This window comes from bacterium (assembly GCA_023145965.1).
Taxonomy (GTDB): Bacteria; UBP14; UBA6098; order UBA6098; family UBA6098; genus UBA6098.
This window is the reverse complement of record JAGLDC010000059.1, coordinates 1-22,483: the sequence shown is the minus strand read 5'-3', so window position 1 is coordinate 22,483 and position 22,483 is coordinate 1. Positions and strand designations below refer to the sequence as shown.

The window sequence follows — 22,483 nt, the reverse complement described above, 5'->3', positions numbered from 1 at the left end:
CCGCTGCCGACCGCCCGTTTATTTAGTTATATTTTTTTCAACATTTGCTTTAGATGATGCATTTATCGATGTTCGACATATAATTTAGCTTGGATTGATTTGGTGGGTATGATTTGATAAAGGATGGGTAGAATGAGAATAATAATAACCATTTTTTTGTTAGGAGTTTCCGTTATGGCACAGATAATAGACCTTCCTTCACCGCCGGGCAATGGCATTGACTTACATTCCGTTATGGAGACCCGCCGTAGCCGGCGGTCTTTTTCTGAGGGTTCGATTACACTTTCTGCGATAAGCGAGCTTATGTGGGCTACGGCTGGCATCACCGATTTTGCTAAGGGATTTCGCGTAGCACCCAGTGCTGGCGCCACTTTTCCTATAGATACTTATTTATTAGTCGAGCGTATCGAGGGTATTCCTCCTGGAATTTACAGATATATTGAGGATTCGCACAATCTTGAGGTTATTATGGAGGGGCATTTTGCGGAAAAATTAGCTGATGCTGCTCTCGGTCAGGGAGCATTACATAGCGCTGCTTGTGTAATATGCCTTTTTGCAGTAGTTGAAAGGACTTCAGCTCGATACGGCGCGCGCGCCGAGCGTTATGTTGATATGGAGATCGGTCATATCGGCCAGAATATCTATCTTGCGGTTGAAGGACTGAATCTTTCGACCGTAGCTATTGGCGCATTCCATGATGATAAAGTGTCGGAGCTCTTCTCTGTCGATGGTATCCCGCGCTATCTGATGCCCATCGGTTTACGGAAGTAGTTTAGTTACCTAGGCGGAAGCTTATCCGCATTTTCTAGGAAAGCTGCGACGAGCTTAATGGATTGTTCAATATCGCTTTTTTGTATCATTCCAGTCGGGCTATGTATATACCTAACCGGCATTGATATAGCCGCCACTCGGACACCTCCGCGAGATGTTTGTATTGTGGTGGCGTTGGTCGTTCCAGCGGATTTTACAATAAACTGATGAGGTATTTTGGCCTGTTCTGCAATTTCTCCAAGGAATCGAACCAGCCCACGGTCGGCAATTACCCGGCCATCTACAATGCGAAGCTCGGGGCCTTTATTTTGAGTGGCCAGACGCCGATACGTGGGTATCCCCGGAACGTCGTTGGCGAAGGTTCCTTCGACAGCAATTGCAACATCGGGAGCAACCGAAAATGCTGCGCATTGAGCGCCACGGAGCCCGCGTTCTTCCTGAACGGCTGCCACCAGATAAAGATCACATGCGACTTTTTTAGCCATGCGTAAGCCTTCTATTATTGCGAACAGACCAGCTCTGTCATCAAAGGCTTTACCCACGAAAGCATTCCCAAGATCAATGAGTGAGCTGTCGTAAGTTACTATATCGCCAATACTTACTAATTCATGCACCTTTTGAGATGGTAACCCGGTGTCTATAAAGGAATCTGGTATCGGAACCGATTTGTCGCGATCTGCCTCTCTGCCGCGAGTTAGGTGTGGCGGTATCGAGCCGACAACGCCGGTAAGCCTTTGCGCTCCGTGGATAATAACTCTCTGTGCTGTGAACACGCGAGGGTCTATGCCTCCGAGTGGTATGACGCGGATAAAGCCCTCATTATCGATGTGCGTCACGATAAAGGCGACCTCATCAGTATGCGCGTCCAATGCGACTTTAATGCCTTTGCCTTCGATATGCGCAATAACGTTACCTACCGCATCGGTGTGGACATCGTCGGTGAGAGTCGCGAACTCCCTGCGGACTATCTGCGCGACAGGCTCTTCGTGGCCTGGAGCTCCAGGTGCATCGCACAATTCTTTCAATAATTTCCAGTTCATCAATTCTCCATTTATTAGTTTTTTATTTTACCATATCGATGCGCATCGATTAACAACGCTCACGCTTTAATCTGTTCCAGATCCAATCGAGGAGCGGTATGCTACTAATCTGTGTTTTCGCATCCACTCTATAAGCGCTTTTCCTAGAGATTTCAAATGGTATAGGTTAGCATACAAAAAGATTTTTTATTATTCTAGAAATTTTCTGGTTAATAGCAAGTGTTATAAATTCGTAACAAACTTCAATTTATTGTTACGAATTTATAACACTTATTTTAACTAATTATTAACGATCGCTATTTTTCCAGTGTATGTCACATCATCGAGGTTTAAGTAATAGACATAAATACCACCGGCAAGTCTATTTCCCGATTGGTTTTGCGGTATCCATGTTAATGCACCGTGCTGTGTTAGATGATAACCTAAACTTGCCATTCCGATTTGTTCGTAAACAAGATGACCATCGGTTGTCCATACTGTAAATCGTATAGCGGAATTTTCGCCTGCAGAGAATGGTATGTAAAGTGTTTCAGCTTCACTATAAACAAAGGGATTCGGATAAGGTGGTAAGTTCACAATATTATGAGGTATTTCAACCTTGGCTGAGGGCGCGGGACCTGTCAATAGGCGCCCAAATTGTGCTGGGGCTGTTGGAACTGCAGCGAGATTGGCCAATGTTGCATAAATGCCATCATAGCGCCATGCACCAGGGATTGTATCGGCGTGGCCGAATATCTCTAATGTAGTGTCGCTCTGGTCGGTGCCAACATTCGTGAGGGCGTGAACGCGCGCCGAAAGCGAATCCAAGGGCGACCATTCGGCCCAGACTCCGCCATCGGAATAGCTAGGAATTTCAACATAAATAGCGCCACCTGATGATGTAAGAGGACCTGTCACCGAGTCGAGAGGAGTTATTTTTGGTAAAGGCATGAGCGCAGCATCCGAGTAGCCATAGCCATTGTAGTTCTCGCCAACAAGTAGATTCCAATGTGCGAAATCGCCATAAAGCTCTTTAGTGTTAAGGTCTATGCCATTGGCCCATAAAAAGATGGCGGGATAAACATTATTTACAGGAACAAGTTCCCAGATAGCGTTGATAACAGGATCTCCGTAGTTAGCAGTAAGAAACATCGGAAAAAGACAGGAACCATAGAATCTACCAGCAGGAGAGTTGTTGTTCAGGCCTGCCTCGGGCGAATTCTGAAAAGCCGGTAGATAATTCAAATAATCGTTTACATCGGGATAATTGCGCTCCTCAGACCAAACTGCAGTAGCCTCCATCCACCATATCCAGCTGCTGTTACTACCGTAAGCATAGTGGATAGAGTGAAAGAATTCGTGCGCGCAGGTAACTGCAAGGGCTTCATGCTCCCGCCCAATATATTCAGGAAAACTCGCAGCCTCGAAATCGTTCTCTATTGTTAAGAACGCCGGTCCTACGCCGCCTGAAAGCATGGTGTCGAGATAGGTCATTCCGTAGAATTCCATGTCGAGGAAATAGACATCGGTGCGGTCATCGCCCCCGACATCGCTGAGGCCCGGAAGAATGCTTGAATCGGGGATAGGTGAACGGAATTCAAGAGTATCGACTAAAAGCGCGCGTGCGCGTTCGAGATATTCGGTCGCAAACTGCGCCCAATCGGGGATGCCGTCGGCAGGGGAGTTGTCATCGCCCGGAATGGCATTCGTCCCTGTTAGATTATACCATACACGAAAATTATCAGAGTCATAATAATAAGATAGAACCGGCCTCGAAAGTGTAAGTGGGGACTTTGATTCAATGAGCTCCGGAAGCCCACATTTGATTGCCGCTAGAGCCGAAAAGGCCATAAACAGCGAAAAAAGAGTTGTGAGGATTTTATTTTTCAAGACCAAACCTTTCGATGAAATATTTCTCTACCTCATCGGCAATGTCATTAGGTATCGTGCGCTCGAAAGGCAAGGCTATTCCATTTGCAACCGAGATGATGTAATCTAGGGCAATTTCAGCGAGTGATCTTAAGGAGCGCTCATCGACATTGCGAAGATCGTCGTCGGAGGAATGACCGAGTGATGCCCCGAGCCCCGAGCGCACAAAGTTCACTGAAGGAATTCCATGACGGGCGAAGGGCATGTTGTCACTTGAATAAATAGACCTCGTTACGCGAAGGCCCATACCCCGTAGTTTATTGTGAGAATCGATAAAGTTAGCAAGGTTCTGGTCTCCAGTGATAATAGCCTTATTATCACCGAAAATATCGCCGCCCACATCGAGATTGAAGACTATGGCTATTTTGTTAAGCTCGTCGATGTGCTTTTTTACATAGAATTGGCTTCCCATGAGACCAAGCTCCTCACTTCCGAAAAAACAGAAATGGATCGTGCGTTTAGGCGGTTGTTTGGCAAAATGCCCCATAATGCCGAGCATCTCGACACAACCAGCGCCATTGTCAACAGCACCCGGAGAACCTGCAACACTATCAGCGTGTGCACAGACGAATATCTCTCCATCGTTCTTTTGTCCCTTGATGGTAACCAATAGATTATGACTTATTCCAAGAAATTCCTCCTGCTGACATTGCAGATGGAGTTTGTGTTTATTATTGGAAATGAGCTTCAAACCAGCTTCGTAACCTATGACCGCCCCGGGTATTTTGCCATAACAATCTACAAAGTTGCTTTTTAGAGATTGAAATCCTGGCTTGTGACCGGGTGGATTAACAACAATAAACGCCGACGCACCAATACGAGCAAGGTGCTCATAATGCCTAAATGAAACGCGTTCGGGAAGAATAATAATCTGACCCTCGCAAGAATCTGCCAACGGCAGATTTGAAGGTTCAATATATCGAAAGTTCGCAGTGATGTCAGCATTACCAGAAAGACCGATTGGATTGACAGCAAATTTGAGCGGAGATTCGCTTTCAAGGACAACATTGCCTTCACCGCGATGAAAAGTGGAAATCTCAAAGGGCTCAAGATGAGGCTCGAGGCCGCGTGTGCGAACCTCATCGATAAGAATATCGAAAACCTTGCGCTCTGAATCTGTGCCGCCTACTCGCTCGAAGGCTATTTTTTTCAAAGTATTTAGCATTTTCCTCATTTGCTCACTGTTTCCTGAATAATATAGCATTTTATAGGCCACAGTATATGGTTATTGTATTCAATTAATGTAAATAGAAACAAAGATATGCTACCCTAAGAAAATCTGTAAAAATATTCTACGAAAAAATAAATATAAGGCAAAGAAGCCTAATGCAAAATGAAATGCTTGTCCATAGACACTGAAAATAACACTGAGAAAAAAGGCGCTGGCACGAGCAAATGGGGCTGGCACGAAATTTACCGAAGGTGAAAATTTTGTGACAGAAAAGGGGTTTGGTGGGGATTTTTGCAAGAGTAAATGCTTCTATTACGCTAAAGCATTAGAATAGCAAAAATCGTGACAGCGCCGGGGTTAAACAAAAATATATCGAATATTTTTTGATTTATTGGCTTTACTAAAACGAACAAATTTGACTCGGATTGTTAAATAAGTTCTTATCTGCGAGTTAATTATCCTTTGCCGAGGTTATCCTCGGATGCCCGTGGACCCAAAGCCGCCATCACCACGGCTAGATTCTTCAAGAGTATCTGTTCTAATGAAAGTAGCATGTAAAACCGGTTTAATTAGCAGTTGTGCTATTCGGTCGCCATCTTCCACTCGGAATGATATTTCACCATGATTAATCAGAATAACCATTAATTCACCACGATAATCTGAATCTATTGTTCCCGGAGCGTTAAGTAAAGTAATGCCAAAATTACGCGCCAAACCGCTTCGTGGCCTCACCTCACCTTCAAATCCATGGGGAATCGCAAGTGATATTCCAATCGGGATGGTTTCCCATTTTCCTGGTTCAATAAAAATGGGTTGTGGTAGGCAGGCAAAAAGGTCGGCACCAGCGGAACCATCGCTCATAAATTTGGGGATCGAAGCACCTTCTCTGAGGATTTTGCATTTAACTTCAAGTGATTGTTTCACGCTATTTTTCCTTTACCGGAGTCAGCCAGCATGGGATTTTGAGCTTTTTCGAAGGGCCGTAACATACACCTGATATTCTATCCCTATCGAGGATACTGCGCGCAAGTTCAACAATATCCTCCGGGGTTATTTTAGATAATTCCGCAAGGGTCATATCGGGTGAGATAAATCTGCCAAGGTAAAGCTCGGTTTCGACAAGCCTTGCAAGAAGTGAACCCACAGAGTCGTTTTCCAGCGCGATTCTTCCTGTGACACCTCTCAATGTTTCATCGAAGCGCTCAGCTACAGCGGTCCCGGCGATTATCTTATTGAAAACCGAATCGACGGTTTGGAAGAAGCGTTCGATGCTTTTAGGGTCGATACTGGCATAAATGCCCCAGAGACCGCAATCGCCGAAGTATTCTTCAAAAGAAAAAATCCGATATCCAATACCCTCCTCCTCGCGCAGACAATGGAAAAGCAGGCTCGAAGCTCCTCTACCTAGGATTATATCGAGAATTGCCATTTGATAGCGCATGGGGTCAACAAAGGAAAAAGCCCTTCCGCCGAGGTATATTGAAAGCTGTGAGGTTTTCTTTTCAACAACACGAAATTTGCCGTAATCCATAGCTTTCGGAGAAGTGCGACTTTTTTGAGAGGCTTGTGTGCCGATGTCGAAGTTTTTCTCGGTCAACTCGCAAAAATAATCGTGGTCGATATTGCCGACCGCAGCAACAATTATTCGAGGAGCGACGTAATTTGTGTTTATAAATTCAAGAACATCGTCTCGGCATAGATTATTAACGGTCATTGGGTAACCGAGGATAGTTTTTCCAAGCGGGTGGTCTCCGAAAACAACAGAAGTGAAGTGATCGCGCGCTATCTCCGATGGCGTGTCCGCGACATCACTCATCTCGCTTGCGACAACCGAAAGTTCCTTTAAAAAGAGTTTATTATCCACCGAGGCATGCGAAACCATGTCGCCGAGAATGTTCATTCCTTTGTGGAGTTGTTCCGCTGGAAGATAGATATAATAGCAAGTTTCCTCCTGAGAGGTATAACCATTCTCAGATGCGGCTACACTTTCCAGTTCCCGCGCAATATCGAGAGCGCTTCGCGTGGGTGTTCCCTTGAAGGACATATGTTCAGTAAGGTGGCAAAGGCCTTCTTGGCCAAGGGGATCGTCACGACTTCCGGCATCTATCCAGACTCCTGCGGCAACACCCCGCCGCGATTTAATGGGTAGAGTTAAAACGCGAATGCCGTTCGGTAAAATTGTCTTTCGGGCTTTATTTAGCATCAAGAAGTAATCTATATTTTACAAATGAGAATGTCAATTCATAAAGCGCATTCAAGAGTTAAAATACTTGAAAATTTCAATATATATAGAATTATATGTTTTATTAGTTCTTGCTTTTATATAGATGAGATGTTTAGAAACCACGTAATCTATATCGAGACGTTTTGTAAATTGAGTAAAATGGCTGAGTAAAGACTAAAAATTCTACGAAGAAATAAAACCGATGATTATACCAACTGTTGGAAGATGACGTTATAGCTTGCTCAATCATAGAGAATTTGTATATTGAATAATTATTTCTTAAATATTAATGGAGATAGATATGGACAGTAGAATTGTAAGAGAAAAATTCCTGGATTATTTTAAATCGAAAGAACACGTTGTGGTTTCCTCGAGTCCATTGGTGCCGATTGGAGACCCATCATTGCTTTTTGCCAATGCTGGAATGAACCAATTCAAGGATTATTTTCTGGAGAAAGCAATTCCTTCGTATCCCAGAGCTGCTTCGGCACAGAAATGTATGCGTGTTTCGGGTAAGCACAACGACCTTGAGGATGTAGGCCACGATGGCACTCACCATACTTTTTTCGAGATGATGGGTAATTGGTCGTTTGGGGATTATTTCAAGCGTGGAGCCATAGAGATGGCATGGGAATTGATGACCGAGGGATACGGTCTCGACCCTGAGAGGCTTTGGGCATCTATATACAAAGACGACGATGAAGCCGAGCGAATCTGGCGCAAGATTTTACCTGCAGAGCGAATACTCCGATTTGGGGAAAAGGATAATTTTTGGGAGATGGCCGAGGTTGGCCCTTGTGGACCATGTAGCGAGTTACATTATGATCTTGGTTTCGGCGAAGGGAAGAAACCAAACGACCCCGGTGGAAGATTTATCGAAATATGGAATCTGGTGTTCATGCAGTTTTTCAAAGATGAATCCGGTTCTATAACACCTCTTGCTAAACAACATGTGGACACAGGGCTTGGATTAGAGCGTGTGGTGTCGATTTTACAGGGGGTTAAGGAAAACTATGAAACGGACCTTTTCACACCGATAATCAGTAAAATCGAGGAAATAACCGCTGCAGATTTTGATAATCCTGAACAGAAAATACCGATTCGCGTGATTGCAGACCATGTTCGCGCGTTGGTATTCGCAATCGCAGATGGTGCTCTCCCCGGGAATGAGGGGCGAGGCTACGTTCTGCGGCGCCTTTTAAGGCGTGCGGCTAGGTTTTCCCGAAGACTCGGTTATCACGAGCCTCTTCTTTATGAACTTGTTGCACCGCTTACGGATAAAATGGGTGAGTTTTACCCTGAATTGATCTCAAAAAATGAACATATAGTTAGAGCGATAAAATCCGAGGAAGAGCGTTTCGCTCAAACTCTCGATGTTGGAATCGAGTTGTTCCAGAATCTCGCCGATAAAGCGATGAAAAAAGGCGACCGAACAATATGGGGGATGGATGCGTTTAAATTATATGATACTTATGGATTCCCGCTTGATCTCACCGAGCTTATGGCTTCGGAAAGGGGTCTTGTTGTCGATCATAAAGGTTTTTCCAAAGAGATGGATAAACAGCGCAAAAGGGCTCGAGGAGCCTCGCTTTTTGATGTTGTCCAAGAGATAGGTCCTGGGAAATGGACAATCCTTACTGAGGGCGCAGACTCGAAATTCATTGGTTACGAAAAGAATGAGGCTAATGTTGTAGCTAGAAAATACCAGACCGCTGCCGATGGCCGAATTCGCTTGATTCTCGAAGAAACACCGTTTTACGCCGAATCTGGTGGACAGGTTGGAGATACTGGTAGAATAGAGGGCGATGGTTGGGTGCTCACTATCGAGGACACGAAGAAGGATGCCGATTCCATCATCCATATCGGAACGCTTAAAGGCAATATAGGACAATCGAGCGAGGTCTTTGCTAAAATCGATGTCGATCGCAGGAATGCTATCCGCAGGAATCATACGGCGACGCATCTTTTGCATTTCGCTTTAAGAAAGGTTATCGGAGAACATGTCCATCAAGGGGGATCGCTTGTTGCGCCAGATAGGTTCCGCTTCGATTATACCCATTTTGAGGCACCGACAGAGCTTCAACTTAGGAAGATCGAACGCATTGTAAACGAGGTTGCGATAGCCGATATTCCGGTATTTGCTCGCGAGTTGGCATATAAAGATGCTCTAGATGCTGGAGCCATGGCGTTATTTGGCGAGAAATACGGCGAGCGTGTGCGCATGATATCGATTGAGCCAGTATCTCGCGAACTTTGTGGAGGAACTCATATTGCGAGAACAGGAGAGATAGGAGCTTTTCTTATTAAATCGGAAAGCTCTGTCGGAAGCGGGCTTCGCAGAATCGAGGCTATAACTGGAATATCCGTGATAGACTGGGCAAACGACGTTCGTGATGAAAAGGACGAGCTGAGGGCTGTTCTCAAGGCCGGTCAATCCTCCGACCTCATAGAAAAGGCGCGATCTTTGGTAGCTGAGGGCAAGCGTTTGGAAGAAATGATCGAGGAGTTGGAGCGAGAAAAAACCGGTGACACAGCGGATTCACTACTGGGAAAAACGGTCGAGTGTCCGCAGGGGCGGTTCATTGTTGAACAGGTTAGTGTTGCGGGAAGAGACATACTTGCCCAGCTTGTCGATGAGATGAAGCAACGCCTTGATATAGGTGTAGTTTTTCTTATCGCGAATATTGATGGTAAGGCTGCTATTGCTGCGGGCGCCACTCCGGACATGGTTCAGCGCGGGCTATCTGCGGGGGAGATCATTCGTGGAGCAGCGGGGATTATGGGTGGAAGCGGTGGCGGAAGGCCGGATTTTGCACAGGGAGGTGGCCGTGATATGTCATTAGCAACGGAAGCCCTGAGTTGGGTTAGAGATACTTTGAATAAAGAGTTTGGGGTAAGTTAGTTTGGCAAGCACTCCTATCGATAAAGCGCGGTTTCTTGTAATTGATTTTGAGATGACCGGTCTCGATCCGGATAAAGATGTGATAATAGAGGTAGCGGCGCTTCCAGTCGAGGGTTTTTGTATGGGTTCTGAACCGGGATTCTATTCGGAAGTCGAACCGGAGCGTTCAGTGCCTGCGGATTCAAAGGCTGTCCATGGCCTCAGTGGTAAGGAGCTTGCGATGGCTCCTCCTGCCAATCAAGTTCTTCCTGAGTTCGTTAAACTTTTTCATAACAGGATAATAGTAGGCCACAATGTGGCTATTGATTTTGGATTTCTCAAGCGGGAATCCAAAAGCGTGGGCATTTTACCACCACGGAGGCCAATAGTCGATACCATGCGTCTTGTTGGTGCTATATGGCCAGATAAAAAGCACGCAGGTTTGGATGAGGTAATCAGGCTTTTGGAGCTAAAACCACCAAAAAACCGACACAATGCCCTCGACGACGCGCATGCTACTGCTGATGCCTTCATTCGCTTAGTTCATCGCCTAAAGGCTGAGGGGAAGATATATACTGTAGCCGATCTTCTCAAAATAGGAGGAGTATGACTTTTATTGAGAGTTGGTTCGATAAGCAAATAAAAACGAAGCGCGGTGGAGTTTTACTCCTTCTCGATCCAGATAAAGGAACATCTGAGGAGCTTGGAGATTTGGCTGTAAAGGCTGAGGAAGCAGGCGCAAGCGCTGTATTGGTGGGTAGCAGTTTACTTCTCGGCAACGGGTTCGAGATGGCAGTTCGCGAGATAAAAAAGCGTGTAAATATCCCGGTTTTTCTTTTTCCCGGCAATGGCCATCAGGTAACCAGAGAGGCTGACGGTATTCTCTTTTTATCGCTTATATCCGGGAGAAATCCGCGATGGCTTATTGAGGAGCAGGTCGAATCGGCACCGAAAATAAAGGCCATCGGTATATCGACTTTGCCGACAGCATACATACTTATCGAATCCGGGCGTGTGACGGCGGTTCAGTTCATGAGCGCCACTGTGCCAATTCCGCGCAATAAACCGGACATCGTCTTGGCACACGCAATAGCTGCAGAGATGATGGGTAGTAAGGCTATATTTCTTGAAGCTGGTAGCGGTGCAGAGAAACCTGTTCCGTCCGAGGTAATATCTGTGGTTCGTTCAGAAAGCGATCTTCCGTTGATAGTTGGTGGTGGGATTCGCGATTTTGAAACCGCAAAGCGAATTCTCTCCGCCGGCGCAGATTTTATTGTCGTTGGAACCCAAGTCGAAGAAACAGGGGATATTAGCCTCATAAAAGAGATTGCAAAAATAACCCACGAATTATAAAATATACTCTTTAATTTCATTATAATCGTTATTTCCAAAGTCGATTCAGGTTCCGCCTTCCGGCCGTCACGCTCCGTGCGAGTGCCCAATTTTCTTTATAATGCAATTTTCTTGCGCATGGACTCCCCGGAGCCCCACTTCCGGGACCATCGCGCCGGCCTTGAATTAATCGAGGTGTGGAGCCTAGCGCTGGCGCGGGAAGGGATGTGCTTGTGGGAAGGGATTTTTGCATCCGAAGGAACCGCAAAAATTGTGACAGCGCGGGGTGGCGGTATGAGGTTCGAGTAAAAATCTTTGTAAAGGCAGATTTGAGCGGCGCTTAAGTCAAACTCGACAGATGGGTTAATGTTAATGGAGTGAAACTATGATTGATTATTCTGCAGAAGGGTTATGAGTTAAGAAAAATATTTACAAAGTTCTTGGGAATTTAGCGAAAATCAATAGAATAATCTAAATTAACTTTCATACGAAAGGCAGAGATGCGTGTTCTTTCCCTGGCGAGCGGATCTTCTGGCAATAGCTATTATATTTCCGCCGCGAACACAAATATTCTCGTCGATTGCGGTATATCTGCGCTCAGGGCAAAGAATAAGCTTTCTGAGCATGGAATTGACACTAGTAAGATAGATGGTCTTTTTATTACGCACGAACATAGTGACCACATTAAGGGTGCATTTGTTCTTGCAAAAAGGTTTTCTTTACCTGTCTATATGAGTTTTAAAACCTATTCCAAAACAGATATTAGACCCAATATCGAAGATGTTCATTTTTTCAGCGCAGGCGCGGTTTTTTCAAAAGGGAACCTCGACGTTTTACCATTTCCAGTTCCACACGATGCTGTCGATCCTGTGGGGTTTAAGTTTTTTTCCGATGAAGGCGATATTGTAATAGCAACTGATACCGGAAAGATAACGAATGACCTCATCGAGGCGGCTGATGGCATTCGTGCACTAATACTCGAATCGAACCACGACGAGTTAATGCTGAAGAATGGTCCCTATCCTAAATATTTAAAAGCACGAATAGCGAGTGAGCATGGCCATCTCTCTAATAAAGAAGCCTCGGAGTTTCTAAAGAATATTGATCAAGATAAACTCGAAGCGCTACTTTTTTGTCATCTTTCACGCTCGAATAATCTTCCGAAACTGGTTATGGCAAAGGCAAAGGAGGCCTTCGCCGGCGATTTCCGAAAAACCGTAGTTCAAATAGCGGATCAGTATTTGGTTAGGGATTTTAACCTTTAGACATTCAACTCTGTTTGTTCGCCGGAGTCGGGAATAATGGGCTCATCGTCTTCGGCTTCCATGACAGGTGCTACACCCGAAACAGCATGTCCGGTAGGCACGCGCATAAGCTTAACGCCCTGCGTAGATCTTCCATAACTACTGATACTCGAAACCGTTGTGCGCAAAAGCACACCCTCTGAGGTTATAACAACAATCTCTTCGTCTTCTTGGAGTTGAAGCGCGGCCACTACATTGCCGGTTTTTTTTGTTACTTTATGACCGATAATACCGACTCCGCCTCTGTGTTGTTGGCGATATTCTTTTACATTTGTCCTTTTGCTGTATCCCTTTTCAGTGGCTGAAAGTATATTATCTTGGGAATTAAGTGCTATCATCGCGACTATTTCGTCCTTGTCACGAAGGCGAATACCATTTACACCTTGAGCGTTACGCCCCATCTGACGGACTTCTTGGACATTGAACCTTATGCTCATGCCCTTGCGGGTAAAGAGAAGTATTTCGCGCGAAGGATCATCTACGAGTTCTGCGGAGATAAGCCTGTCTTTTTCACTGATCTTTATTGCAATAACGCCTGTCTTGCGTGCGTTAACATATTCGGAAAGAGCAGTCCGCTTTGCTTTGCCCTTGGCCGTCGCGAAAATAATATCCTTATCCTCATCGAATTTACGAATGCGGCAGCAGCTTGCGATAGTATCGCCACCGGCGAGACCAATCAGATTGACAATTGCCATACCGCGCGCTGTTCTCGAAAATTCCGGGATTTCATATACTTTTAGCGAATAGACCTTGCCACCGGAACTGAATAGCAAAATAATATCGTGGTTGGTTGCAGTGAATAGTTTCTCAACAAAATCCTCATCGCGGGTGCCCATAGCTTGAATACCCTTGCCCCCACGATGTTGTTGGCGATAGATACTAGTCGGTGTGCGTTTGATATAACCGCGATGTGTTACAGAAACGACAACCTCTTCATCGACGATGAAATCCTCTGCGGACATCTCTTCGAATTGAGGGACTATTTGAGTCCTACGCTTATCGCCGTATTTTTCTTTAATTTGAATCATGTCGTTCTTGATAATATCCATGACCTTTTGCTCGTTATTGAGAATGCCCTGAAGGTGTTCAATGAGTTTAATTATGTCTTCGAGTTCGGAGATTATTTTATCGCGTTCGAGGCCGGTAAGTCTTGCTAGACGCATGTCGAGAATAGCTTTAGCTTGAATTTCTGAAAGACTGAGTCTTCTTTGTAAGGCTTCTGAGGCTTCGTTCGTTGTGCGAGATTCTTTAATTATCTTAACGACTAAGTCGATACTTTGAAGCGCAATAACTAGGCCTTTGAGTATATGTGCTCGCTCTTTGGCTTTCTTGAGATCGAAAATCGTTCTGCGGATAATTACCTGTCTGCGGTGTTCAACGTAGGCTTTTAATATCTGCTTGAGGTTCATCTCCTTCGGGATACCCTTGTCGATAGCTAGCATTATAACGCCGAAATTTTCTGTAAGCCGCGTGAGTTTGAATAGCTTATTTAAAGCTATTTGGGCGTTTTCGCCTCGTTTGAGTTCGATATATATCCTCATTCCGTTTCTATCGGACTCGTCGCGTAGATCCGATATCGACTCGATTCTGCGATTTTTAACAAGATCGGCTATCTGCTCGATAAGCCTCGATTTGTTTACTATGTAAGGTATTTCGTTAATTATTATTGCCTCTTTCGTGCCTTTATTAACAGGCTCGATGAAGGCGCGTGCGCGAGTGGTTATTGAACCTCTACCAGTTTCATAAGCTTCACGTATTCCCCTGGTTCCAAGTATGATGCCGCCGGTTGGGTAATCGGGGCCTTGAATGAACTGCATGAGATCTTTAATAGAGGCATCGGGAAAGTCGATAAGATGTGTAACGGCATCGCAAACTTCACAAAGATTATGTGGAGGCACATTTGTCGCCATGCCTACTGCAATACCAGAGCTTCCATTAACAAGGAAGTTCGGGAATTTGGCTGGAAGAAGAGTAGGCTCGATAAGGGAATTATCATAGTTTGGGACGAAATCGACTGTTCCTTTATGGATGTCTTCGAGCAACTCCTCTGCAATCTGGCGCATACGGACTTCTGTGTAGCGCGGCGCCGCAGCAGGATCGCCATCGACCGAGCCGAAATTACCTTGGCCATCAACCAGGGGATAGCGCATTCTGAAGTTCTGTGCAAGTCGAACAACCGTATCGTAAATCGCGGAATCTGAGTGTGGATGGTATTTACCCATAACCTCTCCAACTAGCCTCGCCGATTTAACATGCGCGCGGTTATGAAGTATGCCCATATCGAACATGGCATATAGGCATCTGCGGTGCACCGGCTTAAGACCGTCGGTAACATCGGGCAGCGCCCTGCTGATGATCGTGCTCATGGCATAATCCATATAGCTACGGCGCATTTCGTCTTCTATATCTACCGGTACAACATCACCAATATTTTGCTCTTCCATATGACCTTCCAATATTATTAAGAGAGTATTTTTTACTCTCAAAACTTGCGAACGTAAAATTTAAATAATATAGTTTTTAAAAGCCTATTTGTCAAAGGCTAATTGGTCTTAAATATTTATTTTTAAAGAACTACAGCGTTAAAAAAATCGATATAAAAAAGATCCGAAAGAGTTTTCGCATATCAGGTTCTATCGCTTGACACAGTCTTATCGGGATACTATTTTTCTGAAATTATGAAACAGGAAGAAAGAACAAATACCAATGCGTTTTCGGTTAGTGGAGTCGTTGAGAGTATTCTCTTCTACGATAGCACACGCGATTTTACCATTATCAAGATTAAGACCGATAAAGGACACACTGTTGTGTTAGTGGGCAATATGGGGAAAAGGAATTCCGGAGAGTGCCTTACAGCAGAAGGAAAATGGGAGATGACCGAGAAATGGGGCTATAGGTTAAAAGTAGAATCTTTTGATGTAGAACAACCCAAAGGAAACGAATCGCTGATAAAATACCTATCGAGCGATCTGATAAAGGGGATAGGGAAGAAGTATGCGAAGCTTCTTGTCGATCATTTTGGCAACGATGTTCTAAATGTGGTGCGTGAGACTCCTGAGCGCCTTCTCGAAGTTCCCGGAATAGGCAAAAAAAGAGCTGAGGCGATTAAGAAGGCTCTTACTGCGGAAGATCGTGACCAGAGGGCGATCCGCAAACTTTCTTTGAAGCTTCTCGATAAAGGTATTGGGCCGGCACGAATTCGTAAGATATATGAAAGATACAAAGGTGCCGCTCTGGATATTCTAGAAAAGGATACATATCGCCTTGCCGATGAAATTATGGGGATAGGATTTATTCTTGCAGATAAAATCGCCAATAAGATGGATGTGCCTAAAGATTCACCTTCGAGAATTCGCGCGGGACTCAAATACACATTGAATAAGTCCTCCGATGAGGGACATTGCTTCCTCCCGATGAAGGAACTCATTTTTCGGACTGGTAAGATGCTTAATATAGATCATCGTATGATTTCCTCCCAAATAAACAAATCTATCGAGGTAGGCGAGCTCGTTCTTCGCGGGGAAAAGGTATATCTTTCAAGATTGTCCGAGGCTGAGGAGAATTCAGCACTTATTCTTTCAGGTCTTTTATTAACAGGGCTTAAGGCAGTTCCGGAAAAGAAAATAAATCGGTCTCTAGATTATATCGAGAGGAATAGGAAAATAGTTTTCACGGCTGAGCAAAGAACAGCAGTTTTCACGGCGTTAGGGCCCAGCTCGGTTAGTGTTATCACCGGTGGCCCAGGAACCGGAAAAACGACTGTAATTGATGCGATTGTATCGATAGCAAAAGAAGTATCGCTTAGAGTCGCATTGTGCGCGCCTACCGGACGCGCCGCGAACAGGCTTTCCCATGCCACCGGGGAACCTGCCTGCACTCTACATCGGCTTTTAGAATACACACCCGGTGTGGGATTTAAATATGGCCATTCAAGACCGTTACATACTGATATTATAGTCCTCGATGAGGCTAGCATGGTGGATATTGAGTTATTATCTAGCTTGCTTTTTGCAACAAGAAAAGGTCAGCGTCTCGTTATAGTAGGCGATGCAAACCAGCTTCCAAGCGTTGGCCCGGGGCAGATACTTGCGGACATCATTTCTAGCAGCAGCGTTCCAACTGTATCGCTGAGGACAATCCATAGGCAGGCCGATAAGAGCCGCATTATCGCAGAATCATATAATGTGCTTAATGGTAGAATGCCCAGTCTTAAAAACGATCCTAAAGGCGATTTTTTCTTTATTCCCGAGAACGACCGAGAAAGCGGCCTCAAGCTTGTTGTGGACCTGGTTGCCCGCCGCCTGCCGGAAGCCTATAAGCTCGATCCGCTTCGGGATATTCAGGTTATAGTGCCTTCATACAAAGGAATCTGTGGCGTTAACGCACTGAATGCGGCGTTACGGAATGAATTTATTTCTGCTGCTAATGAATCAGATTCCCGATTTTTCTTCGGCGATAAAGTAATGCAAACACGCAATAACTATGACCTCAACGTCTTTAACGGTGATATCGGGTTTGTTAAATCTGTGACGAAAAACTCGATTACCGTGGATTTTGGAAGAGATGTTACCTATGATTCAGCAAGTATATGCGATTTGACAGAGGCCTATGCAATCACCGCACATAAATCGCAGGGGGGAGAGGTGCCGTGTGTTGTGATACCGCTCTTCAAAGAGCATTTTATTCTGCTTAACAGGAACCTCCTCTATACCGCGATGACCCGCGCTAAGCAATTGTGTGTTATTATAGGTGACGTTAAAGCACTGGGCATCGCTGTGAGTAAGGCGAAAACACATCAAAGATGGACTGCGCTTGGGGAGCGCATCGCCGAAGGTGTCAAAATAGCAGGTAAAAGCTAGCTTATATGATATGCAGGGCGCGTCGAGCTTTTCTGCGGTATCCCGCAGAAAAGCGCCCGGCGGCCGGTGGAAAATCTTGCGAAAATAGGAAATGCTGCTCCGGTCGGCGGGTGGCGAGTCCACTCGCATCGACGCGCCCCGTAGCGGCGGGAATTTGCTAAGATAGAAGCCTGTCTCGGACTTGTGAGTATCTTTCGAGCGTGCCGCGGATAACCTCCGGCGGAAGCGAAGGTGGCTGGCCGGTGCCATCGAAACCGGATTTTGTGAGCCAATCGCGAACAAACTGTTTATCGAAACTAGCTTGAGGCCTTCCCGGTTGGTAGTCTTCAACATCCCAAAACCTACTGCTATCGGGAGAGAGTATCTCATCGATCAACGATAACTCGCCATCTATCCAGCCGAATTCGAATTTAGTATCGGCAATTATAATGCCTCGAGAGCGAGCATATTCGGTAGCTTTGGAGTAGATTTCGAGTGTGAGGTCTTTTAAGCGAGTAGCAAGGTCGAGACCGATAATATCTGCAGTTTGCTCGAAGGAAATGTTCATATCATGGTCGCCCTGTTCAGCCTTTGTTGCAGGTGTAAATATTGGCTCAGGAAGGCGATCTGATTCAACGAGCCCCTCCGGGAGATGCACACCACATACCTTACCGGTTTTACGATATTCTTTCAAACCGCTACCGGACAGGTAGCCTCTAGCGACGCATTCGATATCAATACGGTCGGCCTTTTTGCAGAGCATAGACCTGTATTCTAGCTGATGGCGGTATTTATGTAATTCTGCAGGATAATCGTCCACCGAAGCCGAAATAAGGTGATTTGGCACAATCGAGGAAACTTTATCAAACCAAAATACGCTCATTTCTGTGAGTATATTACCCCTTCCCGGTATGCCGTTTGGGAGAATACAATCATAAGCGCTTAGCCTGTCTGTTGCGACCAAAAGGAGCTTATCGTCAAGGTCGTATATGTCTCTAACCTTTCCTGAGTAATCCGGTTTCCGTCCAAGATCGGTATATAACACTTCGTTTGTTTGATCCATCATTCGGCTCCCATGTTTTTGCTCTCTTCCACACTAATATCGATTCTCTCTATCGAAAGGGCCTTTCCCGAGCCTTCATCAATATCGACGATACATCCTTGAATGCGAATATTTTTTGAAGCGGGTGAAAACCTAACATTGCGGCCAGTAAGAATAAGACGCAATGCGAGTTCGGATCTTACCCCGATAACCGAATCGTGTGGACCTGTCATTCCTGCATCGGTGAGGGCTGCAGTGCCTTGTTCGAGTATTCGCTCGTCTGAGGTTTGGACATGTGTGTGTGTTCCAAATACAGCGCTGACCTTACCATCGAGGAAATAGGCCATGGCCACTTTTTCAGATGTGGCCTCAGCATGGAAATCGACGATAATATTCGGCGTAATCTTGCGTAGCCGCTCGACCTCGGCAAGAACGCCCCTAAATGGGTCGTCTATGGCTCGCATAAAAATCCGACCTTGTGCGTTGATTACCGCTAATTTAGCTCCAGCTTCGTTTTGTTGAATAACTGTCGAAAAGAATCCCGGCGTTCCTGCAGGGAAATTTAAAGGGCGTAAGACCCTTTTTTCAACCTCTAAATATGAATCGATATCCTGTCTGTCCCACACATGGTTGCCTGTGGTTATAATATCGACACCATATCGGAATAGCTTTTTGCACAGATTTTCGGTTATACCGAAACCACCGGCAATATTCTCGGCATTTGCAATAACGAAATCGGTGGAATAATCTTCTTTAATGGCAGTTAAGTTCTCATAGAGAGCCATCCTGCCAGGTTTTCCGAAAATATCCCCTATAAAAAGGACACGCATAATTTTCTCTCTATCTGGCGTATTCGACAGCGCGAGTTTCGCGAATAACAGTAACCTTTATCTGACCGGGGTATTCGAGTTCTTCCTGTATCTTTTGGGCGACCTCCGATGCAATAAGCGACGATTCCTTGTCGCTTATCTCTTCAGGTTCCACAATGACGCGTATTTCTCTACCAGCTTGAATAGCATATGACTTTTCAACTCCGGCAAAACCGTCAGCAACCTTTTCCAGTCTTTCGAGACGCTTAACGTAATTCTCCAGTGTCTCTCGACGAGCGCCCGGTCGTGCTCCAGAGATAGCGTCTGCCGCCTTGGTGATAATGGCGTAAGGTGTTTCGGCATCGACGTCTTCATGATGTGATAGTATTGAGTTTAATACTATCTGTTTCTCATTATATCTACGAGCAATAGTGAATCCAAGCTCCGTATGTGTTCCTTCCTGACCTTTATCGACAGATTTGCCAATATCGTGTAGAAGTCCGCAACGCTTGGCCATAAGTGGGTCTAATTCGAGTAGAGAAGCAATGTAACCTGAAAGGTGAGCGACCTCGATAGAATGAAGTAGAACATTCTGACCGTATGAGGTTCTATATTTCAATCTTCCCAAGAGTTTAATCAATTCGGGGTCTAAATCGTGAATTCCGACCTCGAAACAGGCCTGCTCGCCTGCCTCGCGAATTATAACATCCATCTCCTTTTCAGCTTTTTTCACAGTCTCTTCTATCCTCGCAGGATGAATTCTCCCATCGATAATTAGTTTTTCTAGTGCAATGCGCGCTGTTTCTCTGCGTATTGGGTCGAAAGCTGAAAGGATTACCGTGTCGGGTGTGTCGTCAACTATAACATCGACTCCAGTCGCAGTCTCGAATGCCCGAATGTTTCTTCCTTCCCTTCCGATTATTCTTCCCTTCAGTTCGTCTGTAGGCAAATTAACCACACTGACTGTCGATTCTGCAGTTGTGTCCGCAGCGCATCGCTGGATTGAATCCACTATTATCTGACGTGCTTCGCGCTCGGCGTTGGCCTCGGCGCGTTCTTTGATGTCTTTAATTATCTTCGCTGCTTCTGCCCGAGCCTCGTTTTCAAGGTTATTCATAAGGAGGGCTTTAGCTTCCCCGGCACTCATCATAGCAACCTTCTCGAGCTGGCGGTTTTGATGTTCGATAAGGTCTTCGAGCTCATTTTGTTTTAAACGAAGTTGTTTTTCATCTTGGGCTGTGAGTCGTTCGCGCGATTGTATGTCCCTTTCTTTTTTACGAAGAAGGTCCATTTTACGCTCGATCGAGCTTTCTTTCTCGGCGAGCTTTTTGTCTTCTCTGTGGATTTCGTGACGCTTCGACTGTGTTTCGCGTTCAAAATCCTGTTTCATTTGGATCAATTTGTCTTTTGCCGATAAGTCGGCTTCTTTTAAGATGATCTCCGATTTATGATTAGACTCAGCAATTATCTGTTGCGCCCTTGCCTCAGCATCTTGAAGACGGCTTTTGCCCGCTCGACTCGCAATTATCCACCCAAGCGCACCACCCGCAATAAGCCCAACAATCGCTACGATTGCAGGAATAAGAATTTCCAAAATAACCTCCAATGATTTATGTCAACTTTCGGGCCGTCCGTAGCAAATAAGCTCGCGAGTTGTTATACGGCCTTCAATGATTATCAAAATAATAGCCGCCGCCGGCAAACGGTGGGACGAAAGACGTTTGAAGTTAATGCTTTATTCCTGATGGATAACCGAAGAAATGCGTTCGATAAGCTCTTTACAACGCTCATCGATAGTAGAGAAAAGCTCCTGAGTCTTCTGGCGCTCCGAGAAAAATTCATCGGTAATATTCATGGCAGCAAGAACCGAAACCTGAACAGGATTGGAGGAAGCGGTGCTTCGATCTACCTCAATCATTTTACTATCGACATATCTCGCAACTTCTGCAACATAATCGCTATTCTCAACACTTCGGATGGAATATTCCTTACCGAAGATATTTATTTTCATGGTCGATTTACTATTAATGTTTTCGTCTATCATCCCGGAAAATCCTATTTATCAGGACTCGACAACTTCGTCAACCTTACGAAGTATCTCTTCGAGTCTATTTTTGATTTCGCCCTCCTGAATATTGTTTATAGAGGTTTCGTTGGCTTTATTGAGAAGTTGTTGATTCTCCTCCTTAAGCCTATTGGTATCCCCCAACATATTCTGGACCTTTTCTTCGAGATGTTTATTTGCTTGAGCGATTTCATTGTTCTCGTTGCGAAGTGAAACCACCTTGTTTATAAGAAGGTTCACTTTTTCCTCAAGAGCCTGAAAATATTCCAAATTCATTGTTACCCCCTAATATATTACTCTAATTGGCTCCGCTTTCTAGTTCCATAATAATGTTTTACGGGAGTAAAAGCAAGTGAATTTATCACAAAAAAGTAACGAAATGTAAAAAAATAAAAACCGCTTCAACGAAATAGCTCCTCGAATCGGTTTTTTACGGAATACTTAAGAAATTTCTTATAAAGGAAATCGTATTCGTATGCCCCTGAGTGAAGTTTTCGATTTGAAGAACATCGATATAACTACTTCAGCAACTCCTAGGCATTTACCCGAGGATTTCCTTTTCATTGCATTTGCATATTTTCTCGATAGATTCGATATAGCGCCATGAATTTTTATCCTCGTTGCGTGCAGCGCGGACGACCTTAATTTCCCGAATAACCTGGTCGCAAACTGGACAAACTTGCCCGCGAACACCGGTCCCCTTTGCAATTTTATCGCCAAAACTTTTTTGTTTCTTACCCACAATTTCCTCCTAATTAAAATCGAACGAGCGTATTTAGGTATAAAGCGAGCATTATAATATTCCAAGACACATAAAAAGTCAACTAAAATTATTAGAAATAATAAAAAAAGTAAAAAAATGCTTGACTTTCATGGCATTCATGCTTTTATTTGGCGGAACTATGAACCGGCGCTTTCGCCGATGTAGCTCAAAGGTAGAGCAGTGGTTTTGTAAACCACAGGTTGGGGGTTCGATTCCCCCCGTCGGCTATTGACATCTTTTTATCTTGATTGGTGGGGTTCCCGAGTGGTCAAAGGGAACAGACTGTAAATCTGTCGGCTAAGCCTTCGGAGGTTCAAATCCTCCCCCCACCACCA

Annotated in this window: 18 protein-coding genes and 2 tRNA genes; 8 read left to right on the top strand and 12 right to left on the bottom strand. The window is 45.0% G+C overall.

Annotated elements, in window-relative coordinates:
- Positions 1-132 precede the first annotated feature (132 nt).
- Complete coding sequence (locus tag KAH81_05960; protein ID MCK5833199.1) at positions 133-771, top strand: SagB/ThcOx family dehydrogenase; 639 nt, start codon at positions 133-135, stop codon at positions 769-771.
- A 5-nt stretch (positions 772-776) separates the two neighbouring features.
- Here KAH81_05960 and KAH81_05955 read toward each other — a convergent pair whose 3' ends face one another.
- From KAH81_05955 to KAH81_05935, 5 genes are all read right to left on the bottom strand, one after another.
- The gene (locus tag KAH81_05955; protein ID MCK5833198.1) at positions 777-1,811 is read right to left on the bottom strand and encodes a M42 family metallopeptidase; all 1,035 of its coding nucleotides are present in this window, start codon (positions 1,809-1,811) and stop codon (positions 777-779) included.
- Positions 1,812-2,090: 279 nt separating this feature from the next.
- Positions 2,091-3,680: a hypothetical protein gene (locus tag KAH81_05950; GenBank protein MCK5833197.1), complete on the bottom strand. Its 1,590-nt coding sequence runs from the start codon at positions 3,678-3,680 to the stop codon at positions 2,091-2,093.
- A complete protein-coding gene (locus KAH81_05945) occupies positions 3,670-4,893 on the bottom strand; it encodes a Zn-dependent exopeptidase M28 (GenBank protein ID MCK5833196.1) in 1,224 nt (407 codons plus the stop codon). The genes KAH81_05950 and KAH81_05945 overlap by 11 nt, the downstream gene beginning before the upstream one ends.
- Before the next feature lie 468 nt (positions 4,894-5,361).
- Positions 5,362-5,814, bottom strand: a complete 453-nt coding sequence (dut, locus tag KAH81_05940) for a dUTP diphosphatase (protein MCK5833195.1) — start codon at positions 5,812-5,814, stop codon at positions 5,362-5,364.
- Between the two features lies 1 nt (position 5,815).
- Positions 5,816-7,093, bottom strand: a complete 1,278-nt coding sequence (locus tag KAH81_05935; GenBank protein MCK5833194.1) for an insulinase family protein — start codon at positions 7,091-7,093, stop codon at positions 5,816-5,818.
- Positions 7,094-7,415: 322 nt separating this feature from the next.
- On the opposite strand from KAH81_05935, the gene alaS reads away from it, so the two are divergent.
- The 4 genes from alaS (at position 7,416) to KAH81_05915 (ending at position 12,592) form a co-directional block, all read left to right on the top strand.
- Positions 7,416-10,016 (top strand): alanine--tRNA ligase, encoded by a 2,601-nt coding sequence (gene alaS, locus KAH81_05930; GenBank protein ID MCK5833193.1) that lies wholly within the window; start codon positions 7,416-7,418, stop codon positions 10,014-10,016.
- 1 nt (position 10,017) lies between these two features.
- A complete protein-coding gene (locus KAH81_05925; protein ID MCK5833192.1) occupies positions 10,018-10,605 on the top strand; it encodes a 3'-5' exonuclease in 588 nt (195 codons plus the stop codon).
- A complete protein-coding gene (locus tag KAH81_05920; protein MCK5833191.1) occupies positions 10,602-11,348 on the top strand; it encodes a geranylgeranylglyceryl/heptaprenylglyceryl phosphate synthase in 747 nt (248 codons plus the stop codon). Before KAH81_05925 ends, KAH81_05920 begins: the two co-directional genes overlap by 4 nt.
- A gap of 479 nt (positions 11,349-11,827) precedes the next feature.
- The gene (locus KAH81_05915) at positions 11,828-12,592 is read left to right on the top strand and encodes an MBL fold metallo-hydrolase (protein ID MCK5833190.1); all 765 of its coding nucleotides are present in this window, start codon (positions 11,828-11,830) and stop codon (positions 12,590-12,592) included.
- Here KAH81_05915 and gyrA read toward each other — a convergent pair.
- Positions 12,589-15,075, bottom strand: coding sequence for a DNA gyrase subunit A (gene gyrA, locus KAH81_05910; GenBank protein MCK5833189.1), 2,487 nt, complete (start codon positions 15,073-15,075; stop codon positions 12,589-12,591). The two genes, KAH81_05915 and gyrA, sit on opposite strands and share 4 nt — an antisense overlap.
- 234 nt (positions 15,076-15,309) lie before the next feature.
- Here gyrA and KAH81_05905 point away from each other — a divergent pair, with 234 nt between their 5' ends.
- On the top strand, positions 15,310-17,490 hold the full coding sequence (locus tag KAH81_05905; GenBank protein ID MCK5833188.1) for an ATP-dependent RecD-like DNA helicase: 2,181 nt from the start codon (positions 15,310-15,312) through the stop codon (positions 17,488-17,490).
- A gap of 157 nt (positions 17,491-17,647) precedes the next feature.
- On the opposite strand, the gene KAH81_05900 is transcribed toward KAH81_05905, so the two are convergent.
- The 6 genes from KAH81_05900 to KAH81_05875 all read right to left on the bottom strand — a co-directional run bounded on the left by KAH81_05900 (position 17,648) and on the right by KAH81_05875 (position 22,127).
- Complete coding sequence (locus tag KAH81_05900) at positions 17,648-18,532, bottom strand: phosphoribosylaminoimidazolesuccinocarboxamide synthase (GenBank protein ID MCK5833187.1); 885 nt, start codon at positions 18,530-18,532, stop codon at positions 17,648-17,650.
- A complete protein-coding gene (locus tag KAH81_05895) occupies positions 18,532-19,341 on the bottom strand; it encodes a TIGR00282 family metallophosphoesterase (GenBank protein ID MCK5833186.1) in 810 nt (269 codons plus the stop codon). Before KAH81_05895 ends, KAH81_05900 begins: the two co-directional genes overlap by 1 nt.
- A 10-nt stretch (positions 19,342-19,351) precedes the next feature.
- On the bottom strand, positions 19,352-20,914 hold the full coding sequence (rny, locus tag KAH81_05890) for a ribonuclease Y (GenBank protein ID MCK5833185.1): 1,563 nt from the start codon (positions 20,912-20,914) through the stop codon (positions 19,352-19,354).
- A gap of 141 nt (positions 20,915-21,055) precedes the next feature.
- Complete coding sequence (locus KAH81_05885) at positions 21,056-21,364, bottom strand: cell division protein ZapA (protein MCK5833184.1); 309 nt, start codon at positions 21,362-21,364, stop codon at positions 21,056-21,058.
- Between the two features lie 18 nt (positions 21,365-21,382).
- Positions 21,383-21,661, bottom strand: coding sequence for a hypothetical protein (locus tag KAH81_05880; protein MCK5833183.1), 279 nt, complete (start codon positions 21,659-21,661; stop codon positions 21,383-21,385).
- Positions 21,662-21,926: 265 nt separating this feature from the next.
- Entirely contained in the window at positions 21,927-22,127 is a 201-nt protein-coding gene (locus tag KAH81_05875; protein ID MCK5833182.1) for a hypothetical protein, read from the bottom strand.
- A gap of 176 nt (positions 22,128-22,303) precedes the next feature.
- Here KAH81_05875 and KAH81_05870 point away from each other — a divergent pair.
- Together KAH81_05870 and KAH81_05865 are read left to right on the top strand one after the other, a co-directional pair.
- Positions 22,304-22,375: transfer RNA gene (locus KAH81_05870), tRNA-Thr, on the top strand.
- Between the two features lie 23 nt (positions 22,376-22,398).
- A tRNA-Tyr gene (locus tag KAH81_05865) sits at positions 22,399-22,483 on the top strand.